Origin of the sequence: Streptomyces sp. NBC_01335, from assembly GCF_035953295.1 — a bacterium.
GTDB lineage: Bacteria > Actinomycetota > Actinomycetes > Streptomycetales > Streptomycetaceae > Streptomyces.
In genome coordinates, this window is the sequence record NZ_CP108370.1 from 5485722 (window position 1) to 5502171 (window position 16450).

The following is a 16450-nucleotide window of genomic DNA, read 5'->3' on the forward strand; positions in this document are numbered from 1 at the left end:
GACAAGTCGTCAGGTTGTCGCGCGCCACGCAGGCAACTAGTCCTCACGTGTGACAGTTGGCACACGTTTGAGGTAAAGACCTCATCAAATAGTTTGTGATACCGTTCACGAGACCCGGTGACAGAGCCGAAGGACCCGAGTACGTCGGTCCATTGGCCTCAGGCATCGACTCGGACCGGGCCTACGCTCGTCCATGACGACACCATTTGCCCACCCCAAGCAAGCGGAGCTGCCGCCATGCCGACCAACGACGCCCGGATCCTCCTCCACACCGCCCTGCCCACCGCTGCCGCCGGCGTGATCGCCGTAGCCGTGAGTGCGGGCGTGGCGGGCGGCAAGGGAGCCCTCGGCGCGCTCGTCGGGGCGGTGGTCTCGCTCTTCTTCATGGGGCTCGGACTCGTCGTCCTGCAGCGGACCGCCCGGTCGCTCCCGCATCTGTTCCAGATGATGGGGCTGATGCTGTACACCGCTCAGCTCCTGCTGATGGTGATCTTCGTAGCCCTGTTCAAGGACACGACCGCGTTCAACCCGAAGGCGTTCGCGATCTCGCTGGTCGTGCTCACCCTCGTATGGATCGGTGCCCAGGCGCGTGCGTACATGAAGGCCAAGATCCTCTACGTCGAACCCGAGTCCAGCAAGGCCGAAAAGCCCGAAAAGACCGGCTCCCCGACGTGAAGGGTAGGGGCGGAATAAATGCCCGATCCGGACCCTGCTATCGTCCGGTTCCAACTGCGGCACTGCGGGCGCGGGCATGTGAGCTGACGCCTGCCCGATCGCGAGGCTCACATGCCTGACTGCCGCTCTCACATCCGAAACACCAGTCCAGTGCCGAACCGCGGCTGCACGCCGCGCCGACACAACGAGGTTGCCGTACCTATGCGCCACGCTGAAGGAGCCCGCGGTGAGTGCTGACCCGACACAGGTGCTCGCCTTCGAGACCGATTGCCACATCTTTGACGGTTGTGGTTTCCCGGCACCCGGCCTGCACTCGTTCCTGTTCGAGCCCCTCTGGGGCGACGCGGACAGCAACCTGTACTTCAACAAGCCGATGCTGCTGGCCCTGCTGGGCTCGGTCATCATCGTCGGTTTCTTCTGGGCCGCGTTCGCCAAGCCCAAGATCGTCCCCGGCAAGCTGCAGTCCGTCGCCGAGATGGGTTACGACTTCATCCGCCGCGGTGTCGTGCACGAGACCATCGGCAAGCGCGAGGGCGAGAAGTACGTCCCGCTCGTCGTCTCCCTGTTCTTCTTCGTGTGGATGATGAACCTCTGGTCGATCATCCCGGTCGCCCAGTTCCCGGTGACGTCGATCATCTCGTACCCGATCGTCCTCGCCGTGATCGTCTACGTGCTCTGGGTGAGCCTGACGTTCAAGAAGCACGGGTTCGTCGGCGGCTGGAAGAACATCACCGGCTTCGACAAGTCGCTCGGCCCGGTCGCTTACCTCGCCGCCTTCATCGAGCTCTTCTCGAACCTGCTCGTCCGGCCGTTCACGCACGCGGTGCGTCTGTTCGCGAACATGTTCGCGGGCCACACGCTGCTGCTGCTGTTCACGATCGCCAGCTGGTACCTGCTCAACGGCATCGGTATCGCCTACGCCGGCGTCTCGTTCGTGATGGTCATCGTGATGACCGCGTTCGAGCTCTTTGTCCAGGCGCTGCAGGCGTACGTCTTCGTACTCCTGACCTGCACCTTCATCCAGGGCGCGCTCGCCAAGCACCACTGAGCCCCACGCACCCGACCCTTATTCGTCCGATGGCCAACCCCCATCGGTCCTTGAAAGAGAAGGAAGACTGGCATGTCCCAGACCCTCGCCGCTGTCACTGGCGACCTGAAGGCTCTCGGCTCCATCGGTTACGGCCTCGCCGCGATCGGTCCCGGCGTCGGCGTCGGCATCATCTTCGGTAACGGCACCCAGGCCCTCGCCCGCCAGCCCGAGGCCGCCGGCCTCATCCGCGCCAACCAGATCCTCGGCTTCGCCTTCTGTGAGGCGCTCGCCCTCATCGGTCTGGTCATGCCGTTCGTCTACGGTTCCTGATCTTCAGGCCTGACGACCAGCAACCGAGACGAAAGGCACTGATGTGAACCCCCTGGTTCAGCTCGCGGCCGAAGAGGCGGAAAACCCCCTCATCCCGCCGATTCCCGAGCTCGTCATCGGCCTCATCGCCTTCCTCATCGTCTTCGGTCTCCTCGCCAAGAAGCTCCTCCCGAACATCAACAAGGTTCTGGACGAGCGCCGCGAGGCCATCGAAGGCGGTATCGAAAAGGCCGATGCGGCCCAGACCGAGGCGCAGAGCGTTCTTGAGCAGTACAAGGCTCAGCTCGCCGAGGCGCGTCACGAGGCCGCTCGACTGCGCCAGGAGGCGCAGGAGCAGGGCGCCGTCATCATCCAGGAGATGAAGGCGGAAGGCCAGCGGCAGCGTGAGGAGATCATCGCTGCCGGTCACGCCCAGATCGAGGCCGACCGCAAGTCCGCGGCCGCCGCGCTGCGTCAGGACGTGGGCAAGCTCGCCACCGACCTGGCCGGCAAGCTCGTCGGCGAGTCCCTCGAGGACCACGCCCGGCAGAGCGGCACCGTCGACCGGTTCCTCGACGAGCTCGAGGCGAAGGCCGAGGCCGTCCGATGAACCACGCGAGCCGCGAGGCACTGGCTGCCGCGCGTGAGCGACTCGACGCGCTGACCGACAACACGTCGGTCGACGCCGAGAAGCTCGCCGAGGAGCTGGCATCCGTCACCGCGCTGCTCGACCGTGAGGTCTCGCTGCGTCGGGTCCTCACCGACCCGGCGCAGAGCGGCGAGGGCAAGGCCGAGCTCGCGGGCCGGCTGCTCCGCGGTCAGGTGAGCGGCGAAGCCGTCGACCTGGTCTCGGGCATGGTCCGCTCGCGCTGGTCCTCCTCGCGCGACCTGGTGGACGCGACCGAGGAGCTGGCGGCCACCGCCGACCTCACCGCGGCCCAGCGTGCGGGTGCGCTCGACGACGTCGAGGACGAGGTGTTCCGGTTCGGCCGGATCGTCTCCTCCGACACGGCGCTGCGCTCCGCGCTCACCAGCCGTACGGCCACCTCCGCCGCGAAGAGCACGCTGCTGCGCAGCCTGCTCGGCGGGAAGAGCCGCCCGGCGACCGAGCGCCTCGTCACGCGCCTGGTCACGCACCCCCGTGGACGTAGCCTGGAGGCGGGACTCGACTCCCTGTCCAAGCTCGCCGCGGCCCGTCGGGAACGCACCGTCGCCGTGGTCACCTCCGCGGTGCCGCTGACCGACGTGCAGAAGCAGCGCCTCGGCGCGGCGCTGGCGAAGATCTACGGCCGGCAGATGCACCTGAACCTGGACGTGGACCCCGAGGTCCTCGGCGGAGTTTCGGTGCGCGTCGGTGACGAGGTCATCAACGGCACCATCGCGGACCGCCTCGACGAGGCGACCCGTCGCATGGCCGGCTGACGCCAGCCTTCGCCACAAACTGAACGAGCAACACCTGCGGCCCGGTTGGGCCGTGCAGAAACTGCAGAAGATTCCTGGGGGTCGGCCCCCAGACCCCCTTAAGAAACTTCGGGCCCAACAAGGAGAGCAGGGAACCCAGATGGCGGAGCTCACGATCCGGCCGGAGGAGATCCGGGACGCACTGGAGAACTTTGTCCAGTCGTACCAGCCGGACGCGGCCTCGCGCGAGGAGGTCGGTACGGTCAGCGTTGCCGGCGACGGCATCGCGAAGGTGGAGGGCCTGCCCTCCGCCATGGCGAACGAGCTGCTGAAGTTCGAGGACGGCACCCTCGGTCTCGCCCTCAACCTCGAGGAGCGCGAGATCGGTGCGATCGTCCTCGGCGAGTTCAGCGGAATCGAGGAGGGCCAGCCGGTGCAGCGCACCGGTGAGGTGCTCTCCGTCGGCGTCGGCGAGGGCTACCTCGGCCGCGTCGTCGACCCGCTCGGCAACCCGATCGACGGTCTCGGCGAGATCGCGACCGACGGCCGACGCGCCCTCGAGCTGCAGGCCCCGGGCGTCATGGTCCGCAAGTCGGTCCACGAGCCCATGCAGACCGGCTACAAGGCCGTCGACGCGATGGTGCCGATCGGCCGCGGCCAGCGTCAGCTGATCATCGGCGACCGTCAGACGGGTAAGACCGCTCTGGCCGTCGACACGATCATCAACCAGCGCGACAACTGGCGCTCGGGCGACGTGAACAAGCAGGTGCGCTGCATCTACGTCGCCATCGGTCAGAAGGGCTCCACCATCGCCTCGGTGCGCGGTGCCCTCGAAGAGGCCGGCGCGCTGGAGTACACGACCATCGTCGCCGCCCCGGCGTCCGACCCGGCCGGCTTCAAGTACCTGGCGCCGTACACCGGTTCGGCCATCGGCCAGCACTGGATGTACCAGGGCAAGCACGTCCTGATCATCTTCGACGACCTTTCGAAGCAGGCCGACGCCTACCGCGCCGTGTCGCTTCTGCTGCGCCGTCCGCCGGGCCGCGAGGCCTACCCGGGCGACGTCTTCTACCTGCACTCGCGTCTGCTGGAGCGCTGCGCCAAGCTCTCCGACGAGATGGGTTCCGGTTCGATGACCGGTCTGCCGATCGTCGAGACCAAGGCGAACGACGTGTCGGCGTTCATCCCGACCAACGTCATCTCCATCACCGACGGCCAGTGCTTCCTGGAGTCCGACCTGTTCAACGCGGGTCAGCGTCCGGCGCTCAACGTCGGTATCTCGGTCTCCCGAGTCGGTGGCTCCGCCCAGCACAAGGCCATGAAGCAGGTCTCCGGCCGACTGCGCGTGGACCTCGCCCAGTACCGCGAGCTGGAGGCGTTCGCCGCCTTCGGTTCCGACCTGGACGCGGCCTCCAAGGCGTCGCTGGAGCGCGGTAAGCGCATGGTCGAGCTGCTGAAGCAGCCGCAGTACGCCCCGTACCCCGTCGAGGAGCAGGTCGTCTCCGTCTGGGCCGGCACCACCGGCAAGATGGACGACGTCCCGGTCGAGGACATCCGTCGCTTCGAGAGCGAGCTGCTGGACTACCTGCGCCGCGAGCGCAAGGACCTCCTGACCAGCATCGTCGAGGGCGGCAAGATGTCGGACGACACGCTGCAGTCGATCGCTGACGCCATTGCCGCGTTCAAGCAGCAGTTCGAGACCTCGGACGGCAAGCTTCTGGGCGAGGGCTGATCGATGGGCGCTCAGCTTCGCGTTTACAAGCGCCGCATCCAAGCCGTCACCGCGACCAAGAAGATCACCAAGGCGATGGAGATGATCGCCGCCTCGCGCATCGTCAAGGCGCAGCGCAAGGTGGCGGCGTCGCTGCCGTACGCCACCGAGCTCACCCGCGCGGTGACCGCGGTGGCGACCGGCTCCACCACCAAGCACCCGCTCACCACCGAGGTCGAGGCTCCGACCCGGGCCGCGGTCCTGCTCCTCACGAGCGACCGCGGTCTGGCCGGCGGCTACTCCTCCAACGCCATCAAGGCGGCGGAGCGCCTCCGGGAGCGTCTTGGCGCGGAGGGCAAGGAGGTCGACACGTACATCGTCGGCCGCAAGGGTGTCGCCTACTACGGCTTCCGTGAGCGGACCGTCGCGGAGTCCTGGACGGGCTTCACCGACAACCCGTCGTACGCGGACGCCAAGGCGGTCGCCGCCCCCCTCATCGAGGCCATCTCCAAGGACTCGGCCGAGGGTGGCGTCGACGAACTGCACATCGTCTTCACGGAATTCGTGTCGATGATGACGCAGAACGCCATCGAGGACCGGATGCTGCCGCTCTCCCTCGACAAGGTCGTGGAAGAGAACGGTACGAAGGGGGAGATCCTTCCCCTGTTCGACTTCGAGCCGTCGGCTGAGGACGTCCTCGACGCCCTTCTGCCGCGCTACGTCGAGAGCCGCATCTACAACGCGCTGCTGCAGGCCGCTGCTTCCGAGCACGCTGCCCGCCGCCGCGCGATGAAGTCGGCCACCGACAACGCCGGGGATCTCATCAAGAGCCTCTCCCGGCTTGCCAACGCGGCCCGCCAGGCCGAAATCACCCAGGAAATCAGCGAGATCGTCGGTGGAGCCAGCGCGCTGGCCGACGCGACCGCGGGGAGTGACAAGTAATGACGACCACAGTTGAGACGGCCGTTGCCACGGGCCGCGTCGCCCGGGTGATCGGCCCGGTCGTCGACGTGGAGTTCCCCGTCGACGCGATGCCGGACATCTACAACGCGCTGCACGTCCAGGTCGACGACCCGGCCGAGGCCGGCGCCCGTAAGACGCTGACCCTCGAGGTCGCCCAGCACCTGGGCGACGGCGTGGTCCGCGCGATCTCGATGCAGCCGACCGACGGTCTGGTCCGCCAGGCTCCGGTGACCGACACGGGCGCGGGCATCACCGTCCCCGTCGGTGACATCACCAAGGGCAAGGTCTTCAACACCCTTGGCCAGATCCTGAACCAGCCGGAGGCCGAGGCTCAGATCACCGAGCGCTGGCCGATCCACCGCAAGGCCCCGGCCTTCGACCAGCTCGAGTCGAAGACCGAGATGTTCGAGACCGGCCTGAAGGTCGTCGACCTGCTGACCCCGTACGTCAAGGGCGGCAAGATCGGTCTGTTCGGTGGTGCGGGCGTCGGCAAGACGGTCCTCATCCAGGAAATGATCATGCGTGTGGCGAAGCTGCACGACGGTGTGTCGGTGTTCGCCGGTGTCGGCGAGCGCACCCGTGAGGGCAACGACCTCATCGACGAGATGACCGACTCGGGCGTCCTGGACAAGACCGCGCTGGTCTTCGGCCAGATGGACGAGCCGCCGGGCACCCGTCTGCGGGTCGCACTGTCCGCCCTGACCATGGCGGAGTACTTCCGCGATGTGCAGAAGCAGGACGTGCTGCTCTTCATCGACAACATCTTCCGCTTCACGCAGGCCGGTTCCGAGGTCTCCACGCTGCTCGGCCGCATGCCGTCCGCAGTGGGTTACCAGCCGACCCTGGCCGACGAGATGGGTGTGCTCCAGGAGCGCATCACCTCGACGCGTGGTCACTCGATCACCTCGATGCAGGCGATCTACGTCCCCGCGGACGACCTGACCGACCCGGCCCCGGCCACCACGTTCGCCCACCTCGACGCGACGACGGTTCTCTCCCGTCCGATCTCCGAGAAGGGCATCTACCCGGCCGTGGACCCGCTGGACTCCACGTCCCGCATCCTGGACCCGCGCTACATCGCGCAGGACCACTACGACACGGCCAGCCGCGTCAAGGGGATCCTGCAGAAGTACAAGGACCTCCAGGACATCATCGCGATCCTCGGTATCGACGAGCTGGGCGAAGAGGACAAGCTCGTCGTCCACCGTGCCCGTCGCGTCGAGCGCTTCCTGTCGCAGAACACCCACGCCGCCAAGCAGTTCACCGGCCTGGACGGTTCGGACGTTCCGCTCGACGAGTCGATCGCGGCGTTCAACTCCATCTGTGACGGGGAGTACGACCACTTCCCCGAGCAGGCGTTCTTCATGTGCGGTGGCATTGAGGACCTCAAGGCCAACGCCAAGGAGCTCGGCGTCTCCTGAGCCTCCGGCTCACCGAGGGGGGTGGGTGTGTCCCACCCCCCTCACCACGCCCCGTAGAATTGACCCGACACCCGGCAACTACCGCCGGGTGGTGACCCGAGGAGCCACCCTTGGCTGCTGAGCTGCATGTCGAGCTGGTCGCCGCGGACCGCAGTGTCTGGTCCGGCGAGGCCACCCTGGTCGTCGCGCGCACCACGTCCGGCGACATCGGCGTCATGCCCGGTCACCAGCCGCTTCTGGGTGTGCTGGAATCGGGCCCGGTGACCGTCCGTACGAGCGACGGCGGCACCGTCGTCGCCGCCGTGCACGGTGGATTCATCTCGTTCGCGGACGACAAGCTGTCGCTGCTGGCCGAGATCGCCGAGCTTGCCGACGAGATCGACGTCCAGCGTGCCGAGCGCGCGCTGGAGCGGGCGAAGTCGGACACGGACGCCGCCGCCGAGCGACGCGCGGACGTACGACTGCGTGCGGTGTCGGCGCACTAGTGCTGTGACCGGCAGTGTTGCCCGAGAGGGGCGTTAGCGCCTTTCGGGGAGAAGTTTTTACTCAGCCGCGGCCCGAGCTGGAATTATCCAGACCGTGTCGCGGCTGAGGCGATGCGGGTGCGGTTCGATTTCTGGTTACTCGACGATGCGAGGAGGTCGGTGGAGATGGTCCTCGCGTTGTGGGTGGGCGGAGTCGTCCTCGTCCTGATCCTGGTGGGACTCTTCGTCTTCGGACTGCGCCGGCGGCTCATCCAGCGCTCGGGCGGGACCTTCGACTGCAGTCTGCGCTGGGACGTGTCCACGGAACCGGACCCCACCGGCAAGGGCTGGGTCTACGGAGTCGCCCGCTACAGCGGCGACCGGGTCGACTGGTTCCGGGTGTTCTCCTACTCCCCGCGTCCGCGCCGCGGCCTGGAGCGCAGTGCCATCGAGGTGGTCGACCGCCGGCTCCCCGAGGGCGAGGAGGAGTTGGCGCTGCTCTCCGACTCCGTCGTGCTCGGCTGTCTCCTGCGGGGGACCCGCCTGGAGCTGGCGATGAGCGAGGACGCGCTGACGGGTTTCCTCGCGTGGCTGGAGGCGGCGCCGCCCGGCCAGCGGGTGAACGTGGCGTAGTGGGCACGCCCGCGGGAGCCGTCCCGCGGTGAACGTTTCTCCGGGACCGGTTGTCCCGGGCAGGGCCGGGTGATCACTCCCCGGCCTTCTCCGTTGTCCGGGCGTCGTCGCGGGGCGCTCTTCCGGGGTCCTGTGGCGCCCGCCGTCCGCGCTCGTACGCGTACGGGCTGCGGCGACCCGTAAGACACTGGCGTAACGCCCCGCGTCATGACCCGCGTACCGCGCCCTCCGGGAACGACGAAAGACCGGGGAGACAGGGGGCGGACCTGTCTCCCCGGCGCTTTCGGGGGTGGTGCTCTTCAGGGCAGAAGCCCTGGGGGAGGGCTACTTGAGGTTGGTGCCCATCGCCTTCACGAGCTCACCGTTGCTGGTGTCACCGCTGAACTCCCAGAAGAACGCGCCGCCCAGGCCCTGGTTCTTCGCCCACGCCATCTTCGAGGCGATGGTGGCCGGGGTGTCGTAGCTCCACCAGTTGGTGCCGCAGTGGGCGTAGGCCGTACCGGCGATGGTGCCGGTGGCCGGGCAACTGGTCTTCAGGACCTTGTAGTCCTCGATGCCCGCCTCGTAGGTGCCGGCCGCCGCGCCGGTGGCGGTGCCGCCGGGCGCGTCCTGGGTGACGCCGGTCCAGCCGCGTCCGTAGAAGCCGATGCCGAGGAGCAGCTTGGCCGCCGGGACGCCCTGGGCCTTGAGCTTGGCGATGGCGTCGGCGCTGGTGAAGCCGGCCTGCGGGATGCCGGTGTACGAGGTCAGCGGCGAGTGCGGGGCCGTCGGGCCGGTGGTCGCCCAGGCGCCGAAGAAGTCGTACGTCATGACGTTGTACCAGTTGAGGTTCGCCGAGGCGCCCGCGTAGTCGGCCGCGTCGATCTTGCCGCCGGCGGAGCCGTCCGCCGTGATGGCGGCGGTGACCAGGGCGGAGGAGCCGAACTTGCTGCGGAGCGCCGAGGTGAGGTTCTTCAGGGCCGCCGGGCCGCTGGTGTCACAGGTCAGACCGCAGGCGTTCGGGTACTCCCAGTCGATGTCGATGCCGTCGAAGACATCGGCCCAACGCGGGTCCTCGACCAGGTTGTAGCAGGACTGGGCGAACGCGGCCGGGTTCTGCGCGGCCTGGGCGAAGCCGCCGGACCAGGTCCAGCCGCCGAAGGACCAGAGGATCTTGATGTTCGGGTACTTGGCCTTCAGCTTGCGGAGCTGGTTGAAGTTGCCGCGCAGCGGCTGGTCCCAGGTGTCGGCGACCCCGTCGACGGCCTGGTCGGCGGTGTACGCCTTGTCGTAGTCGGCGTAGGAGTCACCGATGGCGCACTGGCCGTTGGTGACGTTGCCGAAGGCGTAGTTGATGTGCGTGATCTGCTCGGCGGAGCCCGAGGTGACCAGGTTCTTCACGTGGTAGTTGCGGCCGTAGACGCCCCACTCGGTGAAGTAGCCGAGGTTGATCTTGCTGCCGGTGCCGGGGGTGCCGGGATCGGTCGTGCCGCCGCCGGTGGTCTTGACGCTCACCGCGCCGGAGACCGGGCCCGTCACGTCGGAGGTGTCCCGCGCCTGCACGGTGTACGAGTAGCTCGTGCCGGCGGTCAGGGCGCTGTCGGTGTACGTCGTGGTGGTGACGGTGGCGACCTTCGCCCCGTCGCGCAGCACGTCGTAGTTCTTGATGCCCGCGTCGTCGGTCGCGGCGGTCCAGGTGAGCTTCGCCGAGGTGTTGGTGATGGCGCTCGCGGTGGGGGTGCCGGGGGCGGACGGGGCGCTGTTGCCGGGCACGGTGGTGCCGCCGTCACAGGAGGCGCCGTTCAGCTTGCAGCTGCTGGGGGAGCCGGTTCCCGCGCCGTTGAAGCCGAAGCTGATGCTCGCGCCGGCGGCGAGGGAGCCGTTCCAGCCGAGGTTCTTGGCGGTCCAGTGGGTGCCGGAGCTGGTGACGGTCGCGTCCCAGGCCGAGGTGACCGAGGTGCCGGAGGGGAAGTCCCACTCGATGGTCCACGAGGAGAGCGCGGTGGTGCCGGTGTTCTTCACCGTCCACTGGCCCTCGAAGCCGGTGCCCCAGTCGGACTTCTTGACGTACGTGGCGGTGGCCGAGGTGGCCGCCGCAGCGGGAGTGGCGAGGCCGACCATCGCGGCGATCGGCAGCAACAGCGCGGAGAAGCCCGCTATCGCCTTGGTCCTGGCGCTTCTTCTGAGCGCCCAGCCGAATCTGGTCCGGCGTTCGGGGGTTGCGGTGCTCAACGGTGCTCCTCGGGTGAGGTCCGACAAACGGGGGGTGGTTCGTGGACTGCAGACCCTGCGCCGCCCTGAGTACGCGTTGTCATGTGCGCGCTCATCGCAGTGTGTTGCGGTGAGACTAGGAAGGTCTGGACCAATCGTCAAGAGGTCTGGACCAGGGGAAGGGCTGGGCGGTATGGGGCCTGATCACCGGGCCAACTCCCGTGTGCACAGCATCTTCTGAGACCGATTCGGCAGGCCGGGCCGTGGTCGGCACCCTGTTGACGTGCGCGTTCGCCGCCGTCCGGGCAGCCCGAAGCGGCCCCGCGATCTCCGGGCCCGACCGACTTCGTGACAGGCCGGGCCCGCGGGGCCGGATGCCGCACCTCACGCGGCGTCCGCCGGCCGTCGCCGACTCTGCGGGAGGGAACCTCAGCGGTCCCCGCCCGGCACCCAGAGCACGTCCCCGACCTCCTTGTTCGCCGTCCTCGCCAGGATGAACAGCAGGTCGGAGAGGCGATTGAGGTAGGTGGCCGTCAGTGGGTTCATCGCCTCGCCGTGCACCTCCAGCGCCGCCCACGTGGAGCGCTCCGCGCGCCGGACCACCGTGCACGCCTGGTGGAGCAGCGCCGCCCCCGGCGTACCACCCGGAAGGATGAAGCTCCTCAGCTTCTCCAGGTCCTCCAGGAAGTGGTCGCAGTCCGCCTCCAGCTTGTCGACGTAAGCCTGTTCCACCCGCAGCGGCGGGTACTTCGGGTTCTCCACCACCGGCGTCGACAGGTCGGCGCCCACGTCGAAGAGGTCGTTCTGCACCCGGACGAGGACCTTCACCACGTCCTCGGAGAGCTGCCCGAGCGCCACCGCCGTCCCGATGACCGCGTTGGCCTCGTTGGCGTCCGCGTACGCCGAGATCCGCAGATCGGTCTTGGCGGTACGGCTCATGTCGCCGAGGGCGGTCGTGCCCGTGTCGCCGGTACGGGTGTAGATGCGCGTCAGATTGACCATGCGACCAGGCTATGCGGAGCACGGGGGCGCTTCCGCGCCTTCCCCACGTGGCCGTGGTCACGGCAACTGCCCCCGGAGCGCCACCGGCTGACGCCGGCCGGTGTGATGTCCGTCATGTGAGACGTGACGCGCATCTCTAAGCGGTCACACCGCCCCTCACGGGTACTAATCTCCGCCGAGGAGCACATGAAGGACAGTCGGAGAGAGTGCGTCAGAAACTGCCGCACGGGTGACAAGACCAAAGGGGTGTGACGTGGCCGGGAAGCTCGCCGTCATCGGGGCCGGACTCATGGGGTCCGGTATCGCACAGGTCTCCGCCCAGGCCGGCTGGGACGTCGTGCTGAGGGACGTCACCGATCAGGCCCTGAGCCGTGGGCTCGACTCGGTGAAGGCGTCGTACGAGAGGTTCGTCGCCAAGGGCAGGCTGACGGCGGACGACGCCGAGGCCGCGCTCGCCCGCATCACCACGACCACCGACCTCGACGCCGTCACCGACGTCGACGTCGTGGTCGAGGCCGTGTTCGAGAAGCTGGAGGTCAAGCACGAGATCTTCCGCACCCTCGACAAGGTCGTGCGGGAGGACACCGTCCTCGCCTCCAACACCTCCGCCATCCCGATCACCAAGATCGCGGCCGTGACGGAGCGCCCGGAGCGGGTGGTCGGGGTGCACTTCTTCTCGCCGGTGCCGATGATGCAGCTCTGCGAACTCGTCCGGGGCTACAAGACGAGCGACGAAACCCTGGCCACGGCACGGCAGTTCGCCGAGTCGGTCGGCAAGACCTGCATCGTCGTCAACCGGGACGTGGCGGGATTCGTCACCACCCGCCTCATCTCCGCGCTCGTGGTCGAGGCCGCGAAGCTCTACGAGTCGGGCGTCGCCACCGCAGAGGACATCGACACCGCCTGCAAGCTCGGCTTCGGCCACGCCATGGGCCCCCTCGCGACCGCCGACCTGACCGGCGTCGACATCCTCCTGCACGCGACGTCCAACATCTACACGGAGTCGCAGGACGAGAAGTTCGCCGCCCCGGAGCTGATGCGCCGGATGGTCGACGCGGGTGACATCGGCCGCAAGAGCGGGCAGGGCTTCTACACCTACTGAGCACCACCCCGGTCCCCCCGGGGGTCCTCGCGCCGCGCGCCGCGCCGTCGCCCGGGCCCCGGGGCGCCCGGGACACGCGGGGGCGGACCTGTCCGGCCCCGGGGGAAGTCGCACCGGAAACGGTGCGGGACCAGCGGGCCGACATCACCCCACAGGGTGAATTCGGTATCGGTTCGCTCACAGGCGGCAACCTCCCCGCTCCAGCCACAGTCAGTTGTGGCAGAAGCGGGGCGGCCACACGGACTCTTGTACGAAGCGATACCGGGGAGCGCATATGCACATCAGGGGCGACCACGCCGAGCTGGTCGTCGGGGGCCGCCTCGACGTCCGAAGCGCGGCGGACGCCCGTACGGTTCTGCACGCCGCCGTCGACGACGGCGTCGGCGACCTCGTGCTCGACCTGACCGAGCTGGACTCCTGGGACGCCACCGGACTCGGCGTCATCATGGGAGCGCACCGCAGGGCGGGCCGTGCCGGACGCCGCCTCGTGCTGCGCGGCGTCCCCCCGCAGATGCAGCGCCTGCTGGTGGCGACCCGGCTGCACCGCATCCTGGCCATCGAGGGCGGGATCGTCGCGGAATCGCTGCCGCGCGTCTGACGGGCCGTCGAGGGCCGTCGGGTGCCGCCGGGGGGACCATCGGGTGTCCGCCGGGGGCCGACGGGGTGGCGCCGGGGCGGGGCCGTCCGGGCCGTGTCCACCTCGCCCGCCGAACCGTCGGCGGTCCGGCATGACCGGCCGTCGAACCGGGCAATACACATGAGACCGTGACGTCCCGGGCGGCGTCCACCCCCGCCGACGCGGCGGAGCGGACGAAGGATTAGGGTTCGGCCGTCCGCCGGTCGACCGAACCCACGGGCGGACACCACGAGCAACAGCGGTACGTGCGCGCCGGACGGGCAGCAGCGCGACGCGTCTGGGGGACTTGGACGATGCATCCGACACCACGGGACCCGGAGCAGTACGGCGGTCGCGACACCGACGGGAACGGCGAGGCACCCGCCCGGCGCCGGCCGTCCCGTGACGTCCTGCCGACCGAACTCGTCCCCCAGACGGGGGCCAAGGCCCGCGTCGTCCAGCTCATATCCGGCGACCTCCTGATCACGGTCAACCCCGTGGACGGCAGCGAGGCCGAACCCTGCCCGCCCGGCGTGCGGCCGGCCACACCGGTGAGGCGCACCGCCGAGGACCGCGCCGCCCGCGAGCGGGCCGCGGAACCCCCCGTACCGCCGGGCCCGCCCGCCCCGCAGCTGCCGCTGCTGGAGCGTCAGGAGGAGCGCGGACGGCTCGTACGGCTCCTCACCCGGGGCCGCTCGGCCCGCCTCAGCGGCCCGTCCGGCTCCGGCCGCACGGCCCTGCTGGACGCCGTCGCCGCCGACTGCGCGGAACTCGCGCCCGACGGCGTCGTCCGGCTCTCCGGCCACCGGCGCACCGCCCCCGACCTGCTCCAGGCGCTCTACGAGGCCGTGTACGACGCCCCGCTGCACCGGCCGGGACGCGACGAACTGTTGACCGCCCTCTCCGGGATCGGCGCGGTCGTCGTCGTGGACGACCTGGAGATCGACGGCGCAGCCCTGGACGAACTCCTCGACGCCACACCCGAGTGCGCCTTCCTCTTCGGTACGACCCCCGACGTCGCCACCGACGCCGAACTCGACGAGGTCGCGCTCGCCGGACTGAGCCGCGCCGCCGCGACCGACCTGCTCGGCCGGGTGGCCGGACGGCCGCTCACCGACGAGGAGGCGAACTGGTCGGGCGACCTCTGGTTCGAGTCCGAGGGACTGCCGCTCCGGTTCGTCCAGGCGGGCGCCCTGCTGCGCCAGCGCGACCAGATCCGGGAGATCCCGGAGGACTTCGACGAGTACGGCGCGTTCGAGGAGCGCCCCGCCGGGACCCTGCCCGTCCCCTTCGTCCCGGCCCTCGACGACGTGCCGCTGCCCAGCATCGGCGAGGCCGCCGCGCCCGCCCCGCTGCTCGCCTCCCGCCTCAGCGAGGCCGCCCGCGAAGCCCTGCGGTTCGCCGTGGCGCTCGGCGGCGAAGTGCCGCACCAGGCGCACCTTCCGGCGCTGATCGGGCACACCCACGCCGATGCCGCGCTCGGCGAGCTCGCCGGCTGCGGGCTCCTCTCCCCGGCCGGCTCCCGCTACCGGCTGGCCGCCGGAGTGCTGACCCAGCTGGAGCTGGGCGGTTACGCCGAGGACGCCGAGAGCCGCGCCCGTACCGCCGCCGACCACTACGCCTGGTGGACCAAGCACCCCTCGGTCACCCCGGCCCGCGCGGTCGCCGAGGCCGACGCCGTGCTCGCGGCGATGGCCGCCCTGCTCCCCGGCGGCGGCCCGGAGGCGGCCCCGACCGTCGTGCGGCTCGCCCGGAGCGCCGGGCCCGCCTTCGCCGCCGCCCTCCAGTGGGGTGCCTGGGAGAAGGTGCTGCGGGTCGGCCAGGAGGCGTCCCGGCTGGCCGGCGAGGTCGCCGAAGAGGCCTACTTCCACCACGAACTGGGCGTCCTCGCGCTCTGCGCAGGGCACCTGGACCGGGCGCGGGCCGAGCTGGAGGCGTCGATCGGGCTGCGCGGCGCGCTCGCCGACCGGTCCGGCACCGTCGCCGGCCGCCGCGCGCTCGCCCTCGTCACGGACCGGTCCGGCGCCCTGCCGTCCGGGGCCGTACCCGCCGCGCTCCTCCCCGGGACGGGCGGGGACACCGCCGCGGGCGCCCGGCGCGACAACGCGGTGACGGAGATCCTGCCGGCCCTGCCCCCGCTGCCCGCCCTGCCGCGGCAGACGCTGGTGGTGGAGGAGCCGCCGACGGTGGTGACGCACGCGGCGCCGGCCCCGGGCAAGGGCGGACGCCCGACCGGGGTGAAGGCCCTGGGCCGGAACGTCGTCGCGGGGGCCCGGCGCAACCTGGTGGCCGTGGGCGCGGGCACCCTGCTGGTCGCGGTGCTCGGTACCGTCGTGACGCTCGGCGCCACCGCGGGCAGCGAGGACACGGGCAACCGGAGCGTCACCCCGGGGCACTCCGCCGAGGACGGCGACCAGGAGAGCACGGCCCCGGACGAGGACACCCCGGCCCAGGACGAGGGCACGGGCGGCTCCGCACCGAGCACCGGCACCTCCACCCCGCCCGGCCCGTCCGGTTCGCCCACCCCGGACAGCACCGGCACACCCACCCCCGGCAGCAGCGGTACGGCCGCGAGCCCGTCCCCGGACGCGACCTCGCCCACCACCGGCGACTCCGACAGCTCGGTGCCGACCCCGCCGGCCGGCGGGTCCGCCTCGACCTCGCCCACGGGTTCCACGAGCACCAGCCCCGCCCCCACGGCCACCGGCGACGGCAGTGCGTCACCCTCCACGTCGCCCTCCAACACGCCGACCGGCGACACGACTCCCGGGGGCGACGACGGCGGAGACGGGACCGGGACCGGTGACGGCGGCGACGCCACGGCCACCGCGTCCGGCACCGCCGAGGCGAGCCCCTGGGGGAGCCCCGGCACCGGGACGGCCACACCGGCCGGTGCCTGAGCCTCACGTCGCACGGTCCTACCGGCTGTCGGG

15 protein-coding genes are annotated in these 16450 nt (G+C 70.0%); 13 read left to right on the forward strand and 2 right to left on the reverse strand.

Annotated elements, in window-relative coordinates; all coding sequences use genetic code 11:
- Positions 1 to 237: 237 nt before the first annotated feature.
- The 10 genes from OG599_RS23745 (at position 238) to OG599_RS23790 (ending at position 8607) form a co-directional block, all read left to right on the forward strand.
- A complete protein-coding gene (locus OG599_RS23745) occupies positions 238 to 675 on the forward strand; it encodes a hypothetical protein (RefSeq protein WP_327177994.1) in 438 nt (145 codons plus the stop codon).
- 226 nt (positions 676 to 901) lie between these two features.
- Positions 902 to 1723 (forward strand): F0F1 ATP synthase subunit A, encoded by an 822-nt coding sequence (gene atpB / locus OG599_RS23750; RefSeq protein WP_327177995.1) that lies wholly within the window; start codon positions 902 to 904, stop codon positions 1721 to 1723.
- 72 nt (positions 1724 to 1795) lie between these two features.
- The gene (locus tag OG599_RS23755; RefSeq protein ID WP_005311859.1) at positions 1796 to 2035 is read left to right on the forward strand and encodes an ATP synthase subunit C; all 240 of its coding nucleotides are present in this window, start codon (positions 1796 to 1798) and stop codon (positions 2033 to 2035) included.
- A gap of 43 nt (positions 2036 to 2078) precedes the next feature.
- Complete coding sequence (locus tag OG599_RS23760) at positions 2079 to 2624, forward strand: F0F1 ATP synthase subunit B (protein WP_327177996.1); 546 nt, start codon at positions 2079 to 2081, stop codon at positions 2622 to 2624.
- Positions 2621 to 3436, forward strand: coding sequence for a F0F1 ATP synthase subunit delta (locus tag OG599_RS23765; protein ID WP_327177997.1), 816 nt, complete (start codon positions 2621 to 2623; stop codon positions 3434 to 3436). Before OG599_RS23760 ends, OG599_RS23765 begins: the two co-directional genes overlap by 4 nt.
- A 139-nt stretch (positions 3437 to 3575) precedes the next feature.
- A complete protein-coding gene (atpA, locus tag OG599_RS23770; RefSeq protein ID WP_327177998.1) occupies positions 3576 to 5147 on the forward strand; it encodes a F0F1 ATP synthase subunit alpha in 1572 nt (523 codons plus the stop codon).
- A gap of 3 nt (positions 5148 to 5150) precedes the next feature.
- Positions 5151 to 6068, forward strand: coding sequence for a F0F1 ATP synthase subunit gamma (locus tag OG599_RS23775; protein ID WP_327177999.1), 918 nt, complete (start codon positions 5151 to 5153; stop codon positions 6066 to 6068).
- Entirely contained in the window at positions 6068 to 7510 is a 1443-nt protein-coding gene (gene atpD, locus OG599_RS23780) for a F0F1 ATP synthase subunit beta (RefSeq protein ID WP_327178000.1), read from the forward strand. Before OG599_RS23775 ends, atpD begins: the two co-directional genes overlap by 1 nt.
- Positions 7511 to 7620: 110 nt before the next feature.
- The gene (locus OG599_RS23785) at positions 7621 to 7995 is read left to right on the forward strand and encodes a F0F1 ATP synthase subunit epsilon (protein ID WP_327178001.1); all 375 of its coding nucleotides are present in this window, start codon (positions 7621 to 7623) and stop codon (positions 7993 to 7995) included.
- A 165-nt stretch (positions 7996 to 8160) separates the two neighbouring features.
- The gene (locus tag OG599_RS23790) at positions 8161 to 8607 is read left to right on the forward strand and encodes a DUF2550 domain-containing protein (protein WP_327178002.1); all 447 of its coding nucleotides are present in this window, start codon (positions 8161 to 8163) and stop codon (positions 8605 to 8607) included.
- 324 nt (positions 8608 to 8931) lie between these two features.
- Here the strand turns inward: OG599_RS23790 and OG599_RS23795 are convergent, their stop codons facing one another.
- Positions 8932 to 10818: a glycoside hydrolase family 18 chitinase gene (locus OG599_RS23795; RefSeq protein ID WP_327178003.1), complete on the reverse strand. Its 1887-nt coding sequence runs from the start codon at positions 10816 to 10818 to the stop codon at positions 8932 to 8934.
- A gap of 408 nt (positions 10819 to 11226) precedes the next feature.
- Positions 11227 to 11799 (reverse strand): cob(I)yrinic acid a,c-diamide adenosyltransferase, encoded by a 573-nt coding sequence (locus tag OG599_RS23800; RefSeq protein WP_327178004.1) that lies wholly within the window; start codon positions 11797 to 11799, stop codon positions 11227 to 11229.
- Positions 11800 to 12052: 253 nt separating this feature from the next.
- On the opposite strand from OG599_RS23800, the gene OG599_RS23805 reads away from it, so the two are divergent.
- The 3 genes from OG599_RS23805 (at position 12053) to OG599_RS23815 (ending at position 16417) form a co-directional block, all read left to right on the forward strand.
- Positions 12053 to 12901 (forward strand): 3-hydroxyacyl-CoA dehydrogenase family protein, encoded by an 849-nt coding sequence (locus OG599_RS23805; RefSeq protein ID WP_327178005.1) that lies wholly within the window; start codon positions 12053 to 12055, stop codon positions 12899 to 12901.
- A gap of 274 nt (positions 12902 to 13175) precedes the next feature.
- Positions 13176 to 13499, forward strand: coding sequence for an STAS domain-containing protein (locus OG599_RS23810; RefSeq protein WP_327178006.1), 324 nt, complete (start codon positions 13176 to 13178; stop codon positions 13497 to 13499).
- A gap of 332 nt (positions 13500 to 13831) precedes the next feature.
- On the forward strand, positions 13832 to 16417 hold the full coding sequence (locus OG599_RS23815) for an ATP-binding protein (RefSeq protein WP_327178007.1): 2586 nt from the start codon (positions 13832 to 13834) through the stop codon (positions 16415 to 16417).
- Positions 16418 to 16450: the final 33 nt, after the last annotated feature.

Coding starts and splice junctions, on each gene's coding strand:
- OG599_RS23745 (WP_327177994.1), top strand. CDS start 238: ATGCCGACCAACGACGCCCGGATCCTCCTCCACACCGCCCTGCCCACC.
- OG599_RS23755 (WP_005311859.1), top strand. CDS start 1,796: ATGTCCCAGACCCTCGCCGCTGTCACTGGCGACCTGAAGGCTCTCGGC.
- OG599_RS23765 (WP_327177997.1), top strand. CDS start 2,621: ATGAACCACGCGAGCCGCGAGGCACTGGCTGCCGCGCGTGAGCGACTC.
- atpA (WP_327177998.1), top strand. CDS start 3,576: ATGGCGGAGCTCACGATCCGGCCGGAGGAGATCCGGGACGCACTGGAG.
- OG599_RS23775 (WP_327177999.1), top strand. CDS start 5,151: ATGGGCGCTCAGCTTCGCGTTTACAAGCGCCGCATCCAAGCCGTCACC.
- atpD (WP_327178000.1), top strand. CDS start 6,068: ATGACGACCACAGTTGAGACGGCCGTTGCCACGGGCCGCGTCGCCCGG.
- OG599_RS23790 (WP_327178002.1), top strand. CDS start 8,161: ATGGTCCTCGCGTTGTGGGTGGGCGGAGTCGTCCTCGTCCTGATCCTG.
- OG599_RS23800 (WP_327178004.1), bottom strand. CDS start 11,799: ATGGTCAATCTGACGCGCATCTACACCCGTACCGGCGACACGGGCACG.
- OG599_RS23810 (WP_327178006.1), top strand. CDS start 13,176: ATGCACATCAGGGGCGACCACGCCGAGCTGGTCGTCGGGGGCCGCCTC.
- OG599_RS23815 (WP_327178007.1), top strand. CDS start 13,832: ATGCATCCGACACCACGGGACCCGGAGCAGTACGGCGGTCGCGACACC.